A 20,162-nucleotide genomic window follows, 5' to 3' on the forward strand; every position below is an offset into this window, starting at 1 on the left:
CTCTCAGTCAGCAGCCGTATGAGTCTCGACCCTTGGGGCACAAGGACTCTCGACGGATCCGCTGTGCACCAGTACCGTCACAAACCCCCCGCGCGGCGTCTATCCACTTGGCGCGCCGTCCGCATCATGGATGACCATAGGGATGCGGAAAGCAAGAAAGACCGCTGTGAGAGGAGGCGTCCATGGGATCGGTACGCAAGGCGAGTGCGTGGCTCGGCCTCGTCGACGACAACGATGACGAGCGCTACTACGACGACGACTACTCCGAGGGCACCGAGTCCGGGGACGCCTGGGTCACCGACCCCCGGGTGAAGGTGGCCACGGACACGGCCGAGGAGAAGGGCCGCCGGATCGGCACGGTGACCCCGGACAGCTTCCGGGACGCCCGCGCCATCGGCGAGCTGTTCCGGGACGGGGTCCCGGTCATCATGAACCTCACCAACATGGAGCCCGGCGACGCCAAGCGGGTCGTGGACTTCGCGGCGGGGCTCATCTTCGGTCTGCGCGGCTCGATCGACCGCGTCTCGAACCGGGTGTTCCTGCTCACCCCGGCCGACACCGAGATCATCAGCGGCGATGCGTCCGCCCACCGCTCGGACGGCTTCTTCAACCAGAGCTGAGGCAGGGCCGCCGCACCGGCCCCGCCTCCCCACCGGGCCTCACCGGAAGGCGTCGAGCCCGGTGAGCGCCTTGCCCAGCACGAGCTGGTGCATCTCGACGGTGCCCTCATAGGTGAGGACCGACTCCAGGTTGGTCGCGTGCCGCATCACCGGGTACTCCAGGGAGATCCCGTTGGCACCGAGGATCGTCCGCGCCGTACGGCAGATCTCGATGGCCTCGCGGACGTTGTTGAGCTTGCCGAAGCTGACCTGCTCGGGACGCAGGCGGCCGGCGTCCATCCGCCGCCCCAGATGGTGGGCGAGCAGAATCCCCTTGTGCAGTTCGACCGCCATGTCGGCGAGCTTGGCCTGGGTGAGCTGGAAGCCGCCGATGGGCCGCCCGAACTGCTCCCGTGACCGCGCGTAGTCGAGGGCCGCCTCGAAGCTGCTGCGCGCGGCGCCCATCGCTCCCCAGACGATGCCGTAGCGGGCGTGCGACAGACAGCTGAGCGGTCCGCGCAGACCGGTGACCTCCGGCAGCACGGCCGTGGCGGGCAGCCGTACGTCGTCCAGGACGAGTTCGCTGGTGACGGAGGCGCGCAGGGACCACTTGTGCTTGATCTCCGGTGCCGAGAAGCCGGGACTGTCGGTGGGGACGACGAAGCCGCGGATGCCTTCCTCGGTCCGCGCCCAGACGACGGCGACCCCGGCGACCGAGCCGTTGGTGATCCACATCTTGCGGCCGTTCAGCACCCAGTCGTCGCCGTCCCGCTTGGCGTGGGTGCGCATCGAGGCGGGGTCGGAGCCGTGGTCGGGCTCGGTCAGCCCGAAGCAGCCGATCACCTCGCCGGCCGCCATGCGGGGCAGCCATTCGAGCTTCTGCTCCTCGCTGCCGAACCGGTGGATGGCGTACATCGCGAGGGAGCCCTGCACGGAGACCAGCGACCGGATGCCCGAGTCGGCCGCCTCCAGCTCGAGACAGGCCAGGCCGTACTGGACGGCGCTCGCGCCCGCGCAGCCGTAGCCGGTGAGGGACATGCCGAGGGCGCCGATCGAACCGAGTTCGCGGGCGAGGTCCCGGATGCCGGGCAGTTCGCCCTGCTCGTACCAGTCGGCGACGTACGGCAGCACACGGTCGGCCGCCCAGGTGCGGACGGTGTCCCGGACGGCCAGGTCCTCCGGCTCCAGCAGGTCGTCGATCCCGAGCGGGTCGGCGGCATCGAACGGGGGCAGCTTCGCGGACGCGGACATGGAACACCCTCCGGGACACGGAACGTCGGCAAAACTAGCAGCGCTAGTCACGGCTCTCCGGCCGACGTTACGGTGCAGTGTCCCGCACGTCCAGAGGAGGTCAGGCGGTGACCCGCGGCTTCCCGGCCGCGGTCTCCGCCTCGCGCGGCGAAGGCAGCGCGGGCTCGCCGGCCGCGGGTTCGCCGCCCGCCGACTCCCCGCCCGCCAGAGCCTCGTCCGTCGGAGCCTCGCCGCACTGCATGAGCCACGGCAGCCGCAGCGCCATCACCGCGCCCAGCAGCAACAGACCCGCGCTCACCAGCAGCGTGACATGCAGCCCGTGCACGAAGGAGTCCCGCGCCGCGCGGCGCAGCGCCGCCCCGGCCGTGCCGCCGAGCCGTCCGGCGACCTCGTAGGCCTCGCCGAGCGAGTGGCCCGCCGCATCCGAGGCGGGCCGTGGCACGCCCGGCACCGACCGCAGCCCCGGCGTGTAGGCCGCGTTCATCACGCTGCCCAGCAGCGCGATGCCGATACCGGCCCCGAGCTGGTACGACGTCTCGCCGATCGCCGCCGCGCCGCCGGCCTGATCGGGCGGGGCCTCGCTGAGCATCGACTCGTAGGCCCCGAAGAGCGTGGTCTCCAGACCGAAGCCCAGCAGCACGAAGCCGGCCAGGAGCAGCGTCGGGTCGTCGGTGCCGCCCATGCCCGTCAGCGTCAGCACCGCCGCGGCCGTCAGGCAGAAGCCGAAGCACACCATGCGGCGCGGACCGAAGCGGCGCAGCATGCGCGCCCCGGCGAGGCCGGCCGCCATCGCGGCGAGGGTGAGGGGCAGCAGTCTCAGGCCGGTCTGCAGCGGGGACAGGCCGAGCACCAGTTGCAGGTACTGGGCGGCGATCAGCTCCAGGCCGACCAGCGCGAGCATGGCCAGCACGATGCAGCCCACCGAGGTGCTGAACGCGGGCCGGCGGAACATGCACAGGTCCACCAGCGGATGCGGGAGCCGCTGCTGGCGCCGTACGAAGAAGAAGAGGAGGGCGGCGCCGATCAGCAGGGGCAGCACGGTCAAGGGGCTCGCGACCGCCTCCCCGCCGCCGAGCCGCTTCACGCCGAAGACCACGCCGAACAGCCCGGCCGCCGCCATCAGTGCGCCGGTCACGTCCCAGGGGCCCGCGCCGTCGCCCCGGGACTCGGGCAGCAGCACCCGGCCGACCGGGAGGCTCACCAGCATCAGCGGGATGTTGACCAGGAAGACGGCGCCCCACCAGAAGTGCTCCAGCAGGAAGCCGCCGAGCAGCGGTCCGACCGCCGCGCCGACCGCCGCGACCGCGCTCCAGACGCCGATGGCGAGGGCGCGCTCGCGCCGGTCGGGGAAGACCTGGCGCAGGATCGACAGGGTGGCCGGCATGATCATGGCGCCGCCGACGCCGAGCAGCGCGCGGGCGACGATGAGCATCTCGGCGGTCGGCGCGAACGCGGCCACGGCGGAGGCGACCCCGAAGAGGGCGTAGCCGAGCAGCAGGACGCGTCTGCGGCCGACCCGGTCGCCGAGGGTGCCGAAGAGGATCAGCAGCGAGGCGCAGACCAGCGGATAGACGTCGACGATCCAGAGCAGTTCGATGGCGCCGGGCTTGAGGTCCTCGGTGACGGCGGGGACCGCCACGTGCAGCACGGTCGCGTCGAGCGCGACGAGCAGCAGGCTGACGCAGAGCACGACGAGGACGACCCAGCGGTTGGCACCTGCCCCGGGCGCCCGACGGCGCGGCCGTACGGCAGCCGTGGTCGTCCCGGACATGTACGTACCTCCCAGATGATCCCTCGTGTGGGGCGGACCGACGGGGGTGGGGACTCCCTGTCGTACGGCCGGAGAGGAGCGGTGTCTCCGGCCCGCGCGAACCCACGCGGGTGACTCGTCAGCGTACGCGAGTCCGCCCCGCGGTCACGTGGCGGACCTCTCACCCACCGGAGGGAACCCGTGTGGCGTACGCCACGTCGGCCCCTCTTGACCGTGAACCGGCGACCGGTCCGGTGGGGCACGCGGTCGATAATCGAGCCCGTGACCGATCTTGCGACGCGCGTGGCCCCGCCCCACGCCACACTTCCGCGCCGGGCGGCCCCGGCCCTCCTGGGCTATGCGGCGGTCCGCGCCCTGGGGCTGGTGGTGCTCGCGGTGTGGAGCGCCGCGCGCGGCAAGAACGCGTTCACCTTGCTGACCGCGCGCTGGGACTCGCTGTGGTACGCGCGGGTCGCCGAACTGGGGTACGGCTACGAGGTACGGCTGCCGAACGGGGACGTCCACTCCAACCTCGCGTTCTTCCCGTTGCTGCCGTGGCTGGAGCGGCTGCTGCACGCGGTCACCCCGCTGTCGTACGCGGGCGCCGGGTTCGTGGTGAGCCTGGTGGCCTCGCTCGCCGCCGCGGCCGGGATCTTCGCGGTCGCGGACCGGGTGTACGGCCCCCGGGTCGGGATGTGCGCGGTGTTGCTGTGGGCGGTGCTGCCGGTCGGGATCGTGCAGTCGATGGCGTACAGCGAGTCGCTGTTCACGGCCCTGGCAGCCTGGTCGCTGTACGCCGTGCTGACCGGGCGGTGGGTGGGCGCGGGCACGCTGGCGGCCCTGGCCGGGCTGACCCGGCCGGTGGGGGCGGCGGTGGTCGCGGCGGTGTGGGTCGCGGGCGCGGTCTCGTTCGGGCGAGAGCGCGGCACGAAGCACGCGCCGGGCGCGCACCACGACGAACACGCTCCCGCGCCCGGCCCCGGCGCGTCCGCCACTCCGTACGCCCCCGCTTGGCGGCGCGCGCTCGGCATGCTGCTCGCTCCGCTCGGGGCCGCGGGCTACGTCCTCTGGGTCGGCCATCGCACCGGCGGGGGCCCGCTCGGCTATCTGGACGTGCAAGCCGGATGGCGCAACGGCTTCGACGGCGGCTACGCCTTCGCCCGCTTCGTGGCCGACAAGTTCACGTCATTCCCGTCCGCCCTCGCCGGTCTCGGCCTGATCGCCGGGGTGGCCCTGCTGATCTGGCTGTACGTCACCGGCGTCCGCGCGCGCCAGCCGGTCGAACTGCTGGTCTACACGGGCGTCGTGCTCGCCCTCGCCCTGTGCGCGTCGAGCTACTTCGGCTCCAAGCCACGGCTGCTGATGCCCGCCTTCCCGCTGCTGCTGCCGCTCGCCCGTGCCCTGGCCCGGCCACGCACGCCCCGATCGGCCCTGCTCACGGCGGGGTTGGCGGTCGCGGCGGCGGTCTACGGGGCGTTCTGGCTGAACGGTTCCGGCCCCCCATGATCGACCGGGCCGTCCGATGACGCCCCGGAGAATTCCGCGCCATGACCGGGTTAACACATTCATAAGCGCCATATAAACAACACCCGGCATGATCAAAGGAATTGGCCCGATCGGACTCACCGGATTGCGGAATCCCGGGAATTCAGGCCCCCCTTGAGAGGTTTCCCACATCACATCGTCATCACAAAGACGCTGTTTCGACCGGGAACACCGCTCACTCGCTGTAACGTCGATTGGGTGCGTACCGAACGAAACCTCACCCGGCGTCTGGACCGGGTGTTCGCCAGGCTGGACCGTGAGCCGGAACGACCGGCCCACATCGATGTGCCGAGGATGAGCCGGCACCGGGTCGTTCTGTTCTCCGCGACCCTGGCTTTCTACCTGGCGATCGTGTGGGCCGTGGTGACGACCTCCTGGCTGGTCCGGCTGGACTGGCAGGTCATGTTCTTCCGGCCGTACCAGCAGTGGCCCGAGATCCACGCGTTCCTCGACTACTACGTGGTGCTGGGCCAGCGCGGCCCCACCGCCGTGATGGTCGCGGCCTGGCTCGGCTGGCGCTCCTGGCGGCAGCACACCCTGCGCCCGCTGCTCACCCTGGCCACCTCGCTGCTCCTGCTGAACATCACGGTCGGCGCCGCCAAGCTCGGGATGGGGCGGCTCGGTCCGCACTACGCGACCGTGATCGGCTCGAACGAGATGGGTCTGGGCGGCGATATATTCCCCAGCGGCCACACCGCCAACGCGGTGGTGACCTGGGGAATCCTGGCGTATCTGGCCTCCACCCCGACAGCGCGCCGCTGGCTGTCGGCCCTCTCCGCGGTCACCTCTCTCGGCGTCGGCCTCACCACCGTCTACCTCGGTACGCACTGGCTGAGCGACGTGCTGCTGGGCTGGGCCGCCGGTCTGCTGATCCTGCTCGCCCTGCCCTGGTTCGAGCCGCTGATCGCCAGGGCGGAGCTGTGGCTCTTCGACCTGCGCGACCGCTGGCGCGCCCGCCGTGGCCTGCCCGCGCCCGAACCGGTCGCGCCGGTCGCGCCGGTGCTGCTCAAGCCCCGCAACCTGCCCGCCGAGCAGCCGACGCCGGCCCGCGAGCCGGTGGCCTCCACCCGGACCTCCCGGGGCCTGGCGCACCTCGCGCCCGGACCGCACACGGCCCGTTCGGAACGCACCCCGGTCACCCCGGCGGGCAGCCGCCGCCCGCCGCACGCCGACCGCCTCCCGCGCGGCACGTCCCAGCCGGCCCGGCCCCTGACCGGCGGCTGACGGCCCACCCGGCACGGGGTTCGGTACGCACCACCACCCCGCACCACGACGAAGGCCCCGCTCCCGGACAGGAGCGGGGCCTTGCGCGTATCCACCCGGGGACCGGCGGTCAGCCCTTCCAAGCGCGGGCCACCCGGCCGTCCCGTACCTCGAAGTTCAGCCGTCCGGCCCGGTACTCCATGGTGATGATCGCGCCCGGCGGCAACGACCGCACCGTCGACCAGCCGCGCTGCCGCGCGAGCCGTTCGGCGTGCGCCGCGTCGAGGCCGACGTACCCGTCCGGGCTGTCCTGGGGCTCCGCTGACGGAGCGGGAATCGGTGCCATGCGGCCACGCTAGGCCGCAACCGGCGGTGACGGAAGCCGGGCACGGACGGGTAAGAGCCGTATCCGGCTCCCGTCACACTTCTGTCACAGCCACTCCGATCCCGTTTCGACCTCGGTCACATCATCCGCTGCCACGGCGCGTGTCACACGAACGGGGGTTTCCGTTCGGCTTACCGGGGTAATCGAACAGAATTCACGCGTGTCGGAGGGCCGCTCCGAATTACCCGGCGGAAAGTGCCGCAGTGGGGATCGGGGCGGGCCCGGGGCGCGATTCCCCGCGCAATCCGCGGTGGCGCCACGGCAGCTGACGCCACATAGGAAATTCACGGATTCAGCACATACCCGCCGGACGCCCCCTGACGGAGCGCACGCCCGGCGAGCATCAGGACGGACGGCTCGCGGGTGCGCGAGCCGCGGGCTGCCGCGGGCCCGGGCCCGACGATGCGAAGGGGCGAGCGAGCGATGGGGACCGAGACCGCAGGGGCGCCGGCGCGACCGGTGCGGCGGGCCAGGGCCGGCCGGCTGGTGGTGGACTGGCTCACCACCACCGACCACAAGAAGATCGGCCACCTGTACCTGATCACGGGCTTCGGGTTCTTCCTCGTGGGCGGGGTCATGGCGCTGCTGATGCGCGCGGAACTGGCCCGGCCGGGGCTCCAGCTCATGGGCAACAACCAGTACAACCAGCTGTTCACGCTGCACGGCACGATCATGCTGCTGCTGTTCGCGACCCCGAGCTTCGCGGGCTTCGCCAACGAGCTGATGCCGTTGCAGATCGGCTCCCCGGACGTGGCCTTCCCCCGGCTGAACATGCTGTCGTACTGGCTCTTCGCGTTCGGCGGGCTGATCGTGCTGAGCTCGCTGCTGGTGCCCACCGGGCCGGCCGCCTTCGGCTGGTTCGCCTACGCGCCGCTCAACGACGCCCGGCACTCCCCCGGCGTGGGCCCGGACCTGTGGATCATGGGCCTGGCGCTGGCCGGCTTCGGGACGATCCTCGGCGCGGTCAACTTCCTCGCCACCATCGTCGGGATGCGCGCGCCGGGCATGACGATGTTCCGGCTGCCGATCTTCACCTGGAACACCCTCTTCACGTCGATCATGATCCTGATGGCGTTCCCGGTGCTGGCGGCGGCGCTGCTGGCGCTGGAGTCGGACCGGCGCTTCGGCTCGCAGGTGTTCCAGGCGCCGAACGGCGGGGCGCTGCTGTGGCAGCACCTGTTCTGGTTCTTCGGGCACCCCGAGGTGTACATCATCGCGCTGCCGTTCTTCGGGATCATCACGGAGATCATCCCGGTGTTCAGCCGCAAGCCGATCTTCGGCTATCTGACGCTGGTCGGCGCGACGATGGCGATCACCGGCCTGTCCATGGTGGTGTGGGCGCACCACATGTTCGCCACGGGCGCGGTGCTGCTGCCGTTCTTCTCCTTCATGTCGTTCCTGATCGCGGTGCCGACGGGGGTGAAGTTCTTCAACTGGACCGGCACGATGATCAAGGGCTCGCTGTCCTTCGAGACGCCGATGCTGTGGGCGATGGGCTTCCTGGCGACGTTCCTGCTCGGCGGGCTGACCGGGGTGATCCTGGCGTCCCCGCCGATGGACTTCCACGTCACGGACTCGTACTTCGTCGTCGCCCACTTCCACTACGTGGTCTTCGGCACGGTCGTCTTCGCCGTCTTCGGCGGCTTCTACTTCTGGTGGCCGAAGTTCACGGGCAAGATGCTGGACGAGCGACTCGGGAAGATCCAGTTCTGGACCCTGTTCGTGGGCTTCCACGCCACGTTCCTGGTGCAGCACTGGCTGGGCGCCGAGGGGATGCCCCGCCGGTACGCCGACTATCTGGCCGCCGACGGCTTCACCACGCTCAACACGGTCTCGACCATCGGCTCGTTCCTGCTGGGCCTGTCGACGCTGCCGTTCCTCTACAACGTCTGGAAGACGGCCATGTACGGGGAGAAGGTGGAGACCGACGACCCCTGGGGCTACGGCCGTTCCCTGGAGTGGGCCACGTCCTGCCCGCCGCCCCGGCACAACTTCCTCACCCTGCCCCGGGTCCGCTCGGAGTCCCCCGCGTTCGACCTGCACCACCCGGAGTACGCGGCCCAGGCTCCGCAGCCCGAGCCGAAGCGCCATCAAGCCGGTCCCGAAGCCTCCTGACGGCGCCGGCCGGTCCGGCGGACCCGGCCGCCTCGTACGGCGGGCCCGGCACCAGGCGGTGAAGGGCCGGCACGCGGACAGCCGCCGTCCTCACCGGGACGGCGGCTGCCTGCCGGGTGTGCCGGGCTCAGAGCGCGAGGCGCTGGCCGGGCACGATCAGGTTCGGGTCGTCGCCGATGACGGCCTTGTTGGCGGCGTAGATCCGCTGCCAGGTGGTGCCGTGCCGGGCCGCGATGGTGCTCAGAGTGTCTCCCTGGCGGACGGTGTAGTCACCGTGCGAGGCACCACGGCGGGTGGTGGTCGCGGGACGTTCCGGCGCCTTCGCCGGGGTGGACCGGACGGGCGCGGACCTCGTCGTCGCGCCGCCGTCGTGGGTCGCCGTACCGGAGGAGCCGGTGCGGGCCGCCGCCGGAGCGGCGCCGGAGGCCCCGGCCCGGGCCGAACAGACCGGCCAGGCGCCCCAGCCCTGGGCCTGCTGGACCTTGGTGGCGACGGCGATCTGCGCGCTCCTGGAGGCCTGGTCGGCCGTCGGGGCGTAGGCGGTGCCGCCGTACGCGCGCCAGGTGCCGGCGGAGAACTGGAGCCCGCCGTAGTAGCCGTTGCCGGTGTTGATGTGCCAGTTGCCGCCGCTCTCGCACTGGGCGATGCGGTCCCACACCCCGTTGTCCGCCGCGGCGGCGTTGCCGGTGGCGGCCAGCAGTCCCAGCGGGGCCAGCAGGGCGGCTCCGGCGAGCGCGGCCGTCGTACGGCCCTTGCGGCCGCCGTCAGGTCGGGCGCCGTCGGGACGGGCGGTGTTGCGGGTGGTATCGGCACACTCGGACATGTAGTTCCCTCTCCACGAACCCGGGCTCCCCCAAGGCGGAGCGCGGCTCACCGCGTAGGACCGCGGTTCCTCGCGCCCGCCCCGTCCGCCGTGACCGGTGTCGGCGATTCAGCGCTGCCTGGTGCCGGCCGGCGGACGTACCCGAGCGGTGCTCGTTGCACACGGCGGAGGAATGTAAGGAGGGTGAGCGGCGGGAATCAACCAACTCACCGTCCGTCCAGGCCAGTTACGTGTTACTGCGGGTATCGGCGATTTTCGGCCACCCACTACATGCGCTGATTTCCTGATTTGTCGACCACCGGCCGACGCGATCTGTGACCCACTTCACCTGCCCAAGTTCCTTGACGGCGAGCGGAGTTGACAGTGAGTGTTCGATTCCGCACCGGAGGTGACCGTGCGCGGTGGAAGGTGCGAACCGGTCGCCCCCGGGGCGTGACCACCACCACAGGACGCCCGTTGAGTTCTTCATGAGCCCGGAACCCCGGGGCTCATCGGCCGGGAGCCACCCGGCCGACCCAGCACCGCATCCCGAGGGAGCCACCCGTGCCGCGCATGCTCGACGTCAGCGACGCCGTACGCGCCGAGATCGGCGACGAAGAAGCCGACCGGCTGCTCGCCGGAGAGAACGCCCCGGGCAGTTACGACTGCACGTCCTGTCGCACCCCGGGCGACTCCGAGCAGGAGCGCACCAGCACCGTTCTGTTCGTCGGCGACGAGACCGCCGTCCTCGCCTTCGCCCACGCAAGCTGCCTGCCCTCGCAGGTCGTCCAGGTGACGGAGGAGCAGCTCCAGGGCGCCGTCCGCTCCATCGGCCCCGTCGGCGGCGACCCGGCCGGCGGTGAGCCGCGCACGTCCGTGCCCGAGCAGGCGGTGCTCGGCGTGACCAGCGGACTCGTCCTGGTCGACGGGGAACTGCACCCCGCGCTCGTCGTCGAGCCGACCTCACCGATCGTCCGTCCGGGCACCACCGGCACGGGTGACGACTTCCTGCCGCTGCTCATCGAGCAGGGCTTCATGCCGGTGTCCGAGCTGGCGTCCGTCCCTCCGGTGCTGCACGGCTGGTCCGTCCTGCTGGCCGTGGGCCAGCTGCACGCGGTGCTGCAGCCGTCGGCGGCCGGCGGGCAGCCGGTGGCCTGGTGGCAGGCGCACCAGCCGCTCCAGGTGACCGACAGCTGGCGGGCCGCGGCGAACAAGCACCAGCAGGTACTGATGTTCGCCGCGCCGGTCGGGTCCATCGGCCGCCAGCCCCGGGAGGACCTGCTGCGGGACGCGCTGGACAAGGCCGCCGCGGGCGGTCGGCTGGTCGCCGCCGCGCTTCCCCTCGCGGGCACCTGAGCCCCGGTGAGCCGTCCGGCCGCATCTCTTTCCGGTTACGGTCGTTTGGACATACGTGCACGCATACGACACTCCTCCCCGCCGGTCCTTCTCCTCCGTGCCGTCCGCCCGGACGGCGCACGAGCCGTCCGGCGGGTCCTCGGCCACGCCGATCTACGACTCGCTCTACGCGGAGTGGGTCAGGACCTTCCGCACACTGCCGGGGGACCGCAGCGGTGAGGAGGGGCTGCGGTTCAGCGCCTTCGGGGACTTCCCGGACGGCACGGGCGCGTACGGCGGGCACCGGGCGGGGACGTTCAGCAGCTCCTACAGCGCCTACAGCGCGGGGGCCTACAGCGCCCGGCAACAGTCGCAGTGGCAGCGGGTCGGCACGCTGGGCCGGCATCAGGAGACGGGCATGCACCACGTGCCGGCCGCGGCCGCCCTGCCGCCGGGGCCGCGCCGGAGCGCGTGACGGGCACACGGACGAGGAGGGCGGCCCTGGGATCCCAGGGCCGCCCTCCTCGTCGTACCGACGTTACTTCTTCTTCGCGCCGCGCTTCTCGCGCACCCGCACCGAGATGTGGATCGGGGTGCCCTCGAAGCCGAACTCCTCGCGCAGGCGGCGCTCGATGAAGCGCCGGTAGCCCGCCTCGATGAAGCCGGACGCGAAGAGCACGAACCGCGGGGGCTTGGTGCCGGCCTGGGTGCCGAACAGGATGCGCGGCTGCTTGCCGCCCCGGATCGGGTGCGGGTGGGCCGAGACCAGCTCACCGAGGAAGGCGTTCAGCCGGCCCGTGGGGACGCGCGTCTCCCAGCCGGCCAGCGCCGTCTCGATCGCCGGGACCAGCTTCTCCATGTGCCGGCCGGTGCGCGCGGAGACGTTGACCCGGGGCGCCCAGGCGACCTGGCCCAGCTCGGTCTCGATCTCCCGCTCCAGGTAGTAGCGGCGCTCCTCGTCCAGCGTGTCCCACTTGTTGAAGGCGATGACCATCGCGCGGCCCGCCTCGACGGCCATGCTGATGATCCGCTGGTCCTGCACGGAGATGGACTCGGAGGCGTCGATCAGCACGACGGCGACCTCCGCCTTCTCCACGGCGGCGGCCGTGCGCAGCGAGGCGTAGTAGTCCGCGCCCTGCTGGAGGTGGACGCGCTTGCGGATACCGGCGGTGTCCACGAACTTCCAGGTCTTGCCGCCGAGTTCGATGATCTCGTCGACCGGGTCGCGGGTGGTGCCCGCCAGCTCGTTGACGACGACGCGCTCCTCCCCGGCCACCTTGTTCAGCAGCGAGGACTTGCCGACGTTCGGGCGGCCGATGAGGGCGATGCGCCGCGGGCCGCCGATCGCGGTGCCGAAGGACTGCTCGGGGGCGTTCGGCAGGACCTCCAGCACGGCGTCGAGCATGTCGCCCGTGCCGCGGCCGTGCAGGGCCGAGACCGGGTGGGGCTCGCCGAGGCCCAGGCTCCACAGGTAGGCCGCGTCGGCCTCGCCGCTCGGGCCGTCGACCTTGTTGGCGCACAGCACGACCGGCTTGCCGGCCTTGCGCAGCAGCCGGACGACCGCCTCGTCGGTGTCGGTCGCGCCGACCTTGGCGTCGACCACGAAGACGACCGCGTCGGCCGCCTCGATCGCGTACTCGGCCTGGGCGGCGACGGAGGCGTCGATGCCGAGGACGTCCTGCTCCCAGCCGCCGGTGTCCACGACCTTGAAGCGGCGGCCGGCCCACTCGGCCTCGTAGGTGACCCGGTCGCGGGTGACGCCCGGCCGGTCCTCCACGACCGCCTCGCGGCGGCCGATCATCCGGTTCACCAGTGTCGACTTGCCGACATTGGGGCGGCCGACGACGGCGAGCACGGGCAGCGGGCCGTGGCCCGCCGCCTCGATGGCGCCCTCGACGTCCTCGATGTCGAAGCCCTCTTCCGCGGCGAGCTCCATGAACTCCGCGTACTCGGCGTCGCCGAGAGCCCCGTGCTCGAACTCGTGCTCGGCCGAGCCGTCGGGCTGGATGTCGTCGTTCATGAAGTCCGTACCTCGTCGTTCATTCGTGGTGATCGGTGGAGCGAGCCCCTCGCGGGGGCTGATCCACTACTCAAGTGTCGCCCGGCGCCCGGTCAGGCGCCTGGCGTTTTCCAGGTGGCTGGTGAGCTGCTTCTGGATGCGCTCGGTCGCCTCGTCCAGCGCCTTGCGCGTACGCCGCCCGCTGCCGTCGCCCGCCGGGAACGGGTCGCCGAAGACGACGTCGACGCGGGAGCGCAGCGGGGGCAGCGCCTTTATCAACCGGCCGGGCCGCTCCGCGCTTCCCAGGACGGCCACGGGGACGATCGGCGCCCCGCTGCGGACCGCGAAGTAGGCCAGCCCGGCGCGCAGCGAGGCGAAGTCCCCCTCGCCCCGGGTGCCCTCCGGGAAGATGCCCAGCACTCCCCCGGCCGCCAGCACGTCGAGGGCCTGGCCGATCGCGGTGCGGTCGGCGGCGGCCCGGTCGACCTTGAGCTGGCCGATGCCGGTCAGGAAGGGGTCCAGCGGACCGATGAAGGCTTCCTTCTTGATCAGGAAGTGCGTCGGCCGGGGTGCCACGCCCATGACCATCGGGCCGTCGATGTTGTGGGAGTGGTTCACCGCGAGGATCACCGGGCCGCCGGCCGGCACCTTCCAGGCGCCGAGCACACGCGGCCGCCACAGCCCGTACATCAGGCCGACGCCGATGCGCCGCCCGACCTCGGCGCCCCGCTCCGACGCGACCGGCGGACGGCTCACTTCCCGGCCCGCTTCTCCTCGACCAGGGTGACGACGCACTCGATGACCTGGGCGAGGGTGAGCTCGGTGGTGTCCACCTCGACCGCGTCGTCGGCCTTGGCGAGCGGCGAGGTCTTGCGGCTGGAGTCGGCCGCGTCCCTCTTGATCAGGGCCTCGCGGGTGGCGTGGACGTCGGCGCCCTTCAGCTCGCCGCTGCGGCGCGCCGCACGGGCCTCCGGGGAGGCGGTGAGGAATATCTTCAGGTCGGCGTCCGGCAGGACGGTCGTACCGATGTCCCGGCCCTCGACCACGATGCCGTTCTCCGCGCCGGCGGCCAGGGAGCGCTGCAGCTCGGTGATCCGGGCGCGCACCTCGGGCACCGCGCTGACCGCGCTGACCTTGGAGGTGACCTCCTGGGTGCGGATCGGGCCGGCCACGTCGACGCCGTCGACCGTGATGGCCGGGGCGGCCGGGTCGGTGCCGGAGACGATCTCGGGCTTGCCGGCGACGGCGGCGATCGCGGTCGGGTCGTCCAGGTCGATGCCGTTGGTCACCATCCACCAGGTGATCGCCCGGTACTGGGCACCGGTGTCCAGGTAGCTGAGGCCGAGCTGCGCGGCCACGGCCTTCGACGTGCTCGACTTGCCCGTGCCGGAGGGACCGTCGATCGCGACGATCACGGGCTTGGCGGTCGGGGCGGCGCCGTTTTCCACGGGAGGGCACCTTCCTGGTGAAGGGTGGTGAGCGGGGTCCGGGGCGCGAGGGCGCCCCGCACAAGGTTACTGGCTCGCGGGAGGCGCCCTCACCGGGTGTTACTGGCGCAGCGCCCAGCCCCGCTCGCGCAGTGCTTCTTCCAGCACGGGCACCGCCTTCGGTTCGACGCTGAGCTGGACCAGACCGGCCTGCTGCCCGGTCGCGTGCTCGATCCTGACGTCCTCGACGTTGACCCCGGCCCGGCCCGCGTCGGCGAAGATGCGGGCGAGCTGGCCGGGCTGGTCGTCGATGAGGACGGCGACGGTCTCGTACGCGCGCGGGGCGCTGCCGTGCTTGCCGGGTACCCGCACCTGGCCCGCGTTCCCGCGGCGCAGCACGTCCTCGATGCCGGCGGCGCCCTCGCCCCGCTTGGCCTCGTCGGAGGACTGCAGGGCGCGCAGCGCGCGGACCGTCCCGTCCAGGTCGGCGGCGACGTCGGAGAGCAGGTCGGCGACCGGTCCCGGGTTCGCGGACAGGATGTCGATCCACATGCCCGGGTCGGAGGCGGCGATCCGGGTCACGTCCCGGATGCCCTGTCCGCACAGCCGTACGGCGGCCTCCTCGGCGTGCTCCAGGCGCGCGGCGACCATGTTGGACACCAGGTGGGGCATGTGGGAGACGAGGGCGACGGCGCGGTCGTGGGCGTCGGCGTCCATGACGACCGGCACGGCCCGGCAGTGCGAGACCAGCTCCAGGGCGAGGTTGAGCACCTCGGTGTCGGTGTCCCGGGTCGGGGTGAGCACCCAGGGGCGGCCCTCGAAGAGGTCGCCGGTGGCGGCCAGCGGGCCGGACTTCTCCCGGCCGGACATGGGGTGCGTGCCGATGTACGCGGTGAGGTCCAGGCCGAGCGCCTCCAGCTCGCGGCGGGGGCCGCCCTTGACGCTGGCGACGTCCACGTAACCGCGGGCCACGCCCCGGCGCATGGCGTCGGCGAGGACCCGGGCCACGTGGGCGGGCGGGGCGGCCACGATCGCCAGGTCGACCGGGCCGTCGGGGGCCTGGTCGGTGCCGGCGCCCAGCGCGGCGGCCGTGCGGGCCTGCTCGGGGTCGTGGTCGGCGAGGTGGACGGTGACGCCGCGCTGGGTGAGGGCCAGGGCGGCGGAGGTGCCGATGAGGCCGGTTCCGATGACGAGTGCGGTTCTCACTGGGCGATGTCCTTGCGCAGGGCCGCGGCGGCGCCGAGGTAGACGTGGGTGATGTCGGCGCGGGGCTTGTCCGACTCGACGTGCGCGAGGACGCGCACGACGCGGGGCATGGCGCCCTCGACGTCCAGTTCCTGGGCGCAGATGAGGGGGACGTCCACGATGCCGAGCTTGCGGGCGGCGGCGGCCGGGAAGTCGCTGTGCAGGTCGGGGGTGGCCGTGAACCAGATGCTGATCAGGTCGTCGGCGGTCAGCCCGTTCCGCTCCAGGACGGCGGTGAGCAGGGCCCCGACCCGCTCCCCCATGTGACCGGCCTCGTCCCGCTCCAGTTGGACGGCCCCCCGGACCGCTCGTACCGCCACGGCGCTGCTCCTCGCTGACATGCGTGTTCCGTTCTTGGTCCGTCCAGCGTAGTCAGCCCGCGCGGGACGGGCGCGGGCCGCTCGCTCGCTGAGACGATGCGAACGTCCCGGTATCCACCGATACGCATATCTTCTGTACGGAGGTCTGACATGCCCCAGCCAGCGACACGGCGGACAGTTCTCGCCACGGGCGCCGGTGCACTCGCCCTGGGATGTGTGGGGTGCGGTGCCAAGGACGGCGGTGAGGCGACGTCGGCGGCGACGGAGTCGGCGTCCGCGTCCCCGGCCGCGAAGGAGGCGGCCGACAACGGGAAGGCGCTGGCGAAGACGAGCGACATCCCGGAGGGCGGCGGCAAGGTGTTCAAGAAGGAGAAGGTGGTGGTCACCCAGCCGAAGAAGGGTGACTTCAAGGCCTTCTCGGCGATCTGCACGCACCAGGGCTGCGTGGTGGACCGGGTGGCGGACGGCACCATCGACTGTCCGTGTCACGGCAGCAGGTTCCGCGTCACCGACGGCTCGGTGGCGCACGGCCCGGCGGTCAGGCCGCTGCCCCAGCGGTCGATCACGGTGGACGGAAAGTCGATCCGCCTGACCTGAGGGTGCCGCGTACGCTCCGGGGATGCAGCCGCACGACCTCGTACGCGACCACACGATCTACGCCTGTGTCATGGGCTCCCGCGCCTTCGGTCTGGCCACGGACGCCAGCGACACCGACCGGCGCGGGGTGTTCCTCGCCCCGACCCCTCTGTTCTGGCGGTTCGAGAAGCCGCCGACGCATGTGGAGGGGCCGGGCGAGGAGCGGTTCTCCTGGGAGCTGGAACGCTTCTGCGAGCTGGCGCTGCGCGGCAACCCGAACATCCTGGAGTGCCTGCACTCCCCGCTGGTGGAGCACGTGGACGACACCGGCCGCGAGCTGCTGTCCCTGCGCGGCGCCTTCCTGTCCCGGCAGGCGTACGACACCTTCACGCGGTACGCCCTCGGCCAGCGCCGGAAGCTCGACGCCGACATCCGCACGACGGGCGCCCCGCGCTGGAAGCACGCGATGCACCTGCTGCGCCTGCTGACGAGCGCCCGGGACCTGCTGCGCACCGGCGAGCTGCGGATCGACGTCGGTGAGCAGCGCGGGCACCTGCTGGCGGTGAAGCACGGCGAGGTGCCGTGGGCGCGGGTGGAGGCGTGGATGGTCCGGCTGGCGGCCGAGGCCGAGGAGGCCCTGCGGGACAGCCCGCTGCCGCCGGGGCCGGACCACGCGCGCGTGGCCGCGTTCCTGTACCGGGTGCGCCGGGCCTCAGCCCTCCAGGCGGAGCCGGACCACGAGGTCCTCCAGGGCGTCGTGGGCACCGGCGGCGTCGGGCAGGGCTGAGCCGGCCTGCGCGTCGTCCAGCACGGTGTGCAGCCGCTCCACGTCGGCCTCCACGCGCGCGTGGTCGACGTCGGCCTTGCCGTGTTCCCGGTCCCGCTTGGCGGCGATCAGCTCGGGCAGGTAGCCGGGAGCGCCGACCTCGTCCAGCAGCGTGGGCAGATGGGCCTGGACCTCGCCGCTGCGCATCAGGTGGATGCCGGTGAGCAGCACGCGGAAGGTGTAGAGCAGCGGCTTGAGTTCGCCGGTCTTCTCGAACAGCCGCCACTGGGTCACCGCGAACCCCCGGTAGTGGTGGGCGTGGTGGCTGGTGAGGACGCCGGGGGCCAGGGCGGCCAGCTCCCGGTGTGCCGCGGAGGTGTGCACGACCAGGGGCGAGAGCAGCTGCTCCAGCACATAGCCGTTGCGACGGAGCATCAGCCGTACGAACTTGCGCAGGTCGTGGGTGACGAGGTCCAGCTCGACGCCGTACCGGACCCAGGTCCGTGAGCGGGTCTCCTCCGGCTCTCGCAGTCCGACGAGGTCGGCGGCGGGGAGCAGGTGGACGCCGCGCAGGTCCACGTCGGAGTCCTGCGAGGGGAAGCCGTACAGGTGGGCTCCCGAGACGGTGGCGAACAGCAGCGGGTCGGGCTGTTCCGCGACCACCGGGGCCAGGTCTATGTCGAGGTCGTCGATCATGGACCTAAGCGTCCCAGAGCGCTCCCAGGGCCAACAGGTCGCCTCGGTACTCGATCCGCTCCGCCCAGTCGGCGGGCCAGGCATCAGCGCCCAGCCAGGCGCCCGCGAAGGCGCCGGTGAGGCAGGCGATGGAGTCGGAGTCGCCGGCGGTGCAGGCGGCCCGGCGCAGGGCGGTGACGGGCTCGTCGGGGAAGAGCAGGAAGCACAGCAGCCCGGTCGCGAGGGCCTCCTCGGCGATCCAGCCCTCGCCGGTGGCGAGGCAGGGGTCGGTCTCCGGGGAGACGGTCCGCGCGGCCTCCTGGAGCCGGCCGAGGATCTCCAGGCACTCGTCCCAGCCGCGCGCGATGAAGTGCTCGGGGCCGGGGTCCTGCGAGCGGGTCCACAGGTCGCCGAGCCAGGTGTGGTCGTAGCGGGTGCGGTTCTGGAGGGCGTAGGAGCGCAGGTGCCCGACCAGTCCGGCCGGGTCGGTGCCCTGGGCGAGCAGGTGGACGGCGTGGGCGGTGAGGTCGGAGGCGGCCAGCGCGGTGGGGTGGCCGTGGGTGAGCGCGGCCTGCAACTGGGCGGCGCCGGACCGCTGTTCGCCGCTCAGGCCGGGGGCGAGCCCGATCGGGGCGACCCGCATGTTGGCGCCGCAGCCCTTGGAGTCGATCCGGCTGGCGTCCTGCCAGGCCCGGCCCTCCGCCTTGAGCAGCTCGCAGGCCCGCAGACAGGTGGTGCCGGGGGCGCGGTTGTTCTCGGGCGACTCGTACCAGTCCACGAACTCCTCGCGCAGGGGCCGCTCCAGCCGCTTGGGGGCGAGGAATCCGCGCTCCATGGCCGTGCGCAGGGCTCGCCCGAGGGCGAGGGTCATCTGGGTGTCGTCGGAGACGAAGGCCCGCTTCGGCAGCTCCATCTCCCGCCAGGGCCCGCACTTGGCGAGGATCGACGGCACGTCGTTGAATTCGGTCGGGAAGCCGAGGGCGTCCCCGAGGGCGAGGCCGAGAAGCGCTCCGGTCGCCGGCTGCTTGGGCATATACGCCATCCCCCTTTATCGTCACCATGACAATAAAGGGGGATGGTGAGCACGGCAAGGCGCTTTAGAGGTCGACTTCCTTCATCAGCATGCCGACCTCGGTGTTCGACAGGCGGCGCAGCCAGCCCGACTTCTGGTCGCCCAGGGTGATCGGGCCGAAGGCGGTGCGCACCAGCTTGTCGACCGGGAAGCCCGCCTCCGCCAGCATGCGGCGCACGATGTGCTTGCGGCCCTCGTGCAGGGTCACCTCGACCAGGTAGTTCTTGCCGGTCTGCTCGACCACCCGGAAGTGGTCCGCGCGCGCGTAGCCGTCCTCGAGCTGGATGCCGTCCTTCAGGCGCTTGCCCAGGTCGCGCGGGATCGGGCCGACGATGTGCGCGAGGTAGGTCTTCTTAACGCCGTACTTGGGGTGGGTGAGGCGGTGGGCCAGCTCGCCGTGGTTGGTGAGCAGGATGACGCCCTCGGTCTCGGTGTCCAGCCGGCCGACGTGGAAGAGCCGCGTCTCGCGGTTGGTGACGTAGTCACCGAGGCACTGCCGGCCCTCCGGGTCCTCCATCGTGGAGACCACGCCCGCGGGCTTGTTCAGCGAGAAGAACTGGTACGACTGGGTCGCGACCGTCAGGCCGTCGACCTTGACCTCGTCCCGCTCGGGGTCGACCCGCTTGCCCTGCTCGGTGACGATCTCGCCGTTCACCTCGACCCGGGCCTGGTCGATCAGCTCCTCGCAGGCCCGCCGGGAGCCGTAGCCCGCGCGCGCGAGGACCTTCTGCAGCCGCTCGCCCTCCTGCTCGGCGCCCGGGAAGGTCTTGGGCAGCTTGATGTCCTTCTTGCCCGCGTACCGCTCCCGGTTGCGCTCCTCGACCCGCGTCTCGTACTCGCGCGAGCGCGCCGGGGCCGTACGGCCGCCCTGCCGGGGCTGCTTCGGGCCGCCCTTGGTTCCTCCTCGCGCGGCACCGCCGCGCCCGGCCTTGGGACCGTCCTTGGTGGCCCCAGGGCCCACGTCGTAGCGGCGCTCCTCGGGGCGGGGCTTGCGGGGCCGTCCCTGCCCCTGCTTCTGGTCCCTGTCGTTGCCGGCACCGCGGTAGTTACCGCGCCCGCCGCTCTTGCCGCTGCCGCTGCTTCGCATCAAGGTTTCC

The 20,162-nt window shown here is 72.1% G+C and carries 20 protein-coding genes; 8 read left to right on the plus strand and 12 right to left on the minus strand.

The features are described from left to right. Positions 1–182: 182 nt before the first annotated feature. On the plus strand, positions 183–620 hold the full coding sequence (locus tag OO52_RS32340; RefSeq protein ID WP_030650178.1) for a cell division protein SepF: 438 nt from the start codon (positions 183–185) through the stop codon (positions 618–620). 39 nt (positions 621–659) lie between these two features. Here the strand turns inward: OO52_RS32340 and OO52_RS32345 are convergent, their stop codons facing one another. Beyond that, positions 660–1,850, minus strand: a complete 1,191-nt coding sequence (locus OO52_RS32345) for an acyl-CoA dehydrogenase family protein (protein WP_030650180.1) — start codon at positions 1,848–1,850, stop codon at positions 660–662. 100 nt (positions 1,851–1,950) lie between these two features. Continuing rightward, the gene (locus tag OO52_RS32350) at positions 1,951–3,621 is read right to left on the minus strand and encodes an MFS transporter (protein ID WP_030650182.1); all 1,671 of its coding nucleotides are present in this window, start codon (positions 3,619–3,621) and stop codon (positions 1,951–1,953) included. 261 nt (positions 3,622–3,882) lie between these two features. Here OO52_RS32350 and OO52_RS32355 point away from each other — a divergent pair, with 261 nt between their 5' ends. Next, positions 3,883–5,106: a glycosyltransferase family 39 protein gene (locus OO52_RS32355; protein WP_030650184.1), complete on the plus strand. Its 1,224-nt coding sequence runs from the start codon at positions 3,883–3,885 to the stop codon at positions 5,104–5,106. A 237-nt stretch (positions 5,107–5,343) separates the two neighbouring features. Then, a complete protein-coding gene (locus OO52_RS32360; RefSeq protein WP_030650188.1) occupies positions 5,344–6,369 on the plus strand; it encodes a phosphatase PAP2 family protein in 1,026 nt (341 codons plus the stop codon). 109 nt (positions 6,370–6,478) lie between these two features. Here OO52_RS32360 and OO52_RS32365 read toward each other — a convergent pair whose 3' ends face one another. Next, entirely contained in the window at positions 6,479–6,694 is a 216-nt protein-coding gene (locus OO52_RS32365; RefSeq protein ID WP_030650192.1) for an I78 family peptidase inhibitor, read from the minus strand. A 462-nt stretch (positions 6,695–7,156) separates the two neighbouring features. On the opposite strand from OO52_RS32365, the gene ctaD reads away from it, so the two are divergent. Then, positions 7,157–8,848, plus strand: a complete 1,692-nt coding sequence (gene ctaD, locus OO52_RS32370; RefSeq protein WP_030650194.1) for an aa3-type cytochrome oxidase subunit I — start codon at positions 7,157–7,159, stop codon at positions 8,846–8,848. 127 nt (positions 8,849–8,975) lie between these two features. On the opposite strand, the gene OO52_RS32375 is transcribed toward ctaD, so the two are convergent. Next, a complete protein-coding gene (locus tag OO52_RS32375; RefSeq protein ID WP_030650196.1) occupies positions 8,976–9,671 on the minus strand; it encodes a transglycosylase family protein in 696 nt (231 codons plus the stop codon). A gap of 543 nt (positions 9,672–10,214) precedes the next feature. Between OO52_RS32375 and OO52_RS32380 the strand changes: the two genes are divergently transcribed. Continuing rightward, positions 10,215–11,006 carry a hypothetical protein gene (locus OO52_RS32380; protein WP_030650198.1) on the plus strand — a complete coding sequence of 264 codons (792 nt, stop codon included), beginning with the start codon at positions 10,215–10,217 and terminating at the stop codon, positions 11,004–11,006. Positions 11,007–11,061: 55 nt separating this feature from the next. Further along, on the plus strand, positions 11,062–11,460 hold the full coding sequence (locus OO52_RS32385; protein ID WP_030650200.1) for a hypothetical protein: 399 nt from the start codon (positions 11,062–11,064) through the stop codon (positions 11,458–11,460). 63 nt (positions 11,461–11,523) lie between these two features. Here the strand turns inward: OO52_RS32385 and der are convergent, their stop codons facing one another. The 5 genes from der to aroH form a co-directional block, all read right to left on the minus strand. Then, positions 11,524–13,005 carry a ribosome biogenesis GTPase Der gene (gene der / locus OO52_RS32390; protein WP_030650202.1) on the minus strand — a complete coding sequence of 494 codons (1,482 nt, stop codon included), beginning with the start codon at positions 13,003–13,005 and terminating at the stop codon, positions 11,524–11,526. Positions 13,006–13,071: 66 nt separating this feature from the next. Next, the gene (locus tag OO52_RS32395) at positions 13,072–13,779 is read right to left on the minus strand and encodes a lysophospholipid acyltransferase family protein (RefSeq protein ID WP_374101866.1); all 708 of its coding nucleotides are present in this window, start codon (positions 13,777–13,779) and stop codon (positions 13,072–13,074) included. Beyond that, positions 13,737–14,432 (minus strand): (d)CMP kinase, encoded by a 696-nt coding sequence (gene cmk, locus OO52_RS32400; protein WP_030650206.1) that lies wholly within the window; start codon positions 14,430–14,432, stop codon positions 13,737–13,739. The genes OO52_RS32395 and cmk overlap by 43 nt, the downstream gene beginning before the upstream one ends. 99 nt (positions 14,433–14,531) lie before the next feature. Next, on the minus strand, positions 14,532–15,617 hold the full coding sequence (locus OO52_RS32405) for a prephenate dehydrogenase (protein WP_030650209.1): 1,086 nt from the start codon (positions 15,615–15,617) through the stop codon (positions 14,532–14,534). Next, a complete protein-coding gene (aroH, locus tag OO52_RS32410) occupies positions 15,614–15,976 on the minus strand; it encodes a chorismate mutase (RefSeq protein ID WP_030650211.1) in 363 nt (120 codons plus the stop codon). The genes OO52_RS32405 and aroH overlap by 4 nt, the downstream gene beginning before the upstream one ends. A 150-nt stretch (positions 15,977–16,126) precedes the next feature. Here aroH and OO52_RS32415 point away from each other — a divergent pair, with 150 nt between their 5' ends. Both OO52_RS32415 and OO52_RS32420 read left to right on the plus strand, forming a co-directional pair. Next, the gene (locus OO52_RS32415) at positions 16,127–16,573 is read left to right on the plus strand and encodes a Rieske (2Fe-2S) protein (protein WP_030650214.1); all 447 of its coding nucleotides are present in this window, start codon (positions 16,127–16,129) and stop codon (positions 16,571–16,573) included. Positions 16,574–16,595: 22 nt separating this feature from the next. Next, on the plus strand, positions 16,596–17,339 hold the full coding sequence (locus tag OO52_RS32420) for a nucleotidyltransferase domain-containing protein (RefSeq protein WP_030650216.1): 744 nt from the start codon (positions 16,596–16,598) through the stop codon (positions 17,337–17,339). Here OO52_RS32420 and OO52_RS32425 read toward each other — a convergent pair. The 3 genes from OO52_RS32425 to OO52_RS32435 all read right to left on the minus strand — a co-directional run bounded on the left by OO52_RS32425 (position 17,265) and on the right by OO52_RS32435 (position 20,152). Then, complete coding sequence (locus OO52_RS32425; RefSeq protein WP_030650218.1) at positions 17,265–18,014, minus strand: nucleotidyltransferase domain-containing protein; 750 nt, start codon at positions 18,012–18,014, stop codon at positions 17,265–17,267. The genes OO52_RS32420 and OO52_RS32425 overlap by 75 nt on opposite strands. 4 nt (positions 18,015–18,018) lie before the next feature. After that, the gene (locus OO52_RS32430; RefSeq protein WP_030650220.1) at positions 18,019–19,026 is read right to left on the minus strand and encodes an ADP-ribosylglycohydrolase family protein; all 1,008 of its coding nucleotides are present in this window, start codon (positions 19,024–19,026) and stop codon (positions 18,019–18,021) included. A 64-nt stretch (positions 19,027–19,090) separates the two neighbouring features. Then, positions 19,091–20,152 (minus strand): pseudouridine synthase, encoded by a 1,062-nt coding sequence (locus tag OO52_RS32435; protein ID WP_030650222.1) that lies wholly within the window; start codon positions 20,150–20,152, stop codon positions 19,091–19,093. Positions 20,153–20,162 lie beyond the last annotated feature (10 nt).

It is taken from the genome of Streptomyces flaveolus, from assembly GCF_000716535.1.
In the GTDB taxonomy this organism is placed as follows: domain Bacteria; phylum Actinomycetota; class Actinomycetes; order Streptomycetales; family Streptomycetaceae; genus Streptomyces; species Streptomyces flaveolus_A.

Bases quoted from the DNA above. Each gene is read 5' to 3' on its own strand.
- OO52_RS32415 (WP_030650214.1), top strand. From the start codon at position 16,127: ATGCCCCAGCCAGCGACACGGCGGACAGTTCTCGCCACGGGCGCCGGT.
- ctaD (WP_030650194.1), top strand. From the start codon at position 7,157: ATGGGGACCGAGACCGCAGGGGCGCCGGCGCGACCGGTGCGGCGGGCC.
- OO52_RS32420 (WP_030650216.1), top strand. From the start codon at position 16,596: ATGCAGCCGCACGACCTCGTACGCGACCACACGATCTACGCCTGTGTC.
- OO52_RS32350 (WP_030650182.1), bottom strand. From the start codon at position 3,621: ATGTCCGGGACGACCACGGCTGCCGTACGGCCGCGCCGTCGGGCGCCC.
- OO52_RS32375 (WP_030650196.1), bottom strand. From the start codon at position 9,671: ATGTCCGAGTGTGCCGATACCACCCGCAACACCGCCCGTCCCGACGGC.
- OO52_RS32430 (WP_030650220.1), bottom strand. From the start codon at position 19,026: ATGCCCAAGCAGCCGGCGACCGGAGCGCTTCTCGGCCTCGCCCTCGGG.
- der (WP_030650202.1), bottom strand. From the start codon at position 13,005: ATGAACGACGACATCCAGCCCGACGGCTCGGCCGAGCACGAGTTCGAG.
- OO52_RS32435 (WP_030650222.1), bottom strand. From the start codon at position 20,152: ATGCGAAGCAGCGGCAGCGGCAAGAGCGGCGGGCGCGGTAACTACCGC.
- OO52_RS32425 (WP_030650218.1), bottom strand. From the start codon at position 18,014: ATGATCGACGACCTCGACATAGACCTGGCCCCGGTGGTCGCGGAACAG.
- OO52_RS32365 (WP_030650192.1), bottom strand. From the start codon at position 6,694: ATGGCACCGATTCCCGCTCCGTCAGCGGAGCCCCAGGACAGCCCGGAC.
- OO52_RS32340 (WP_030650178.1), top strand. From the start codon at position 183: ATGGGATCGGTACGCAAGGCGAGTGCGTGGCTCGGCCTCGTCGACGAC.
- OO52_RS32345 (WP_030650180.1), bottom strand. From the start codon at position 1,850: ATGTCCGCGTCCGCGAAGCTGCCCCCGTTCGATGCCGCCGACCCGCTC.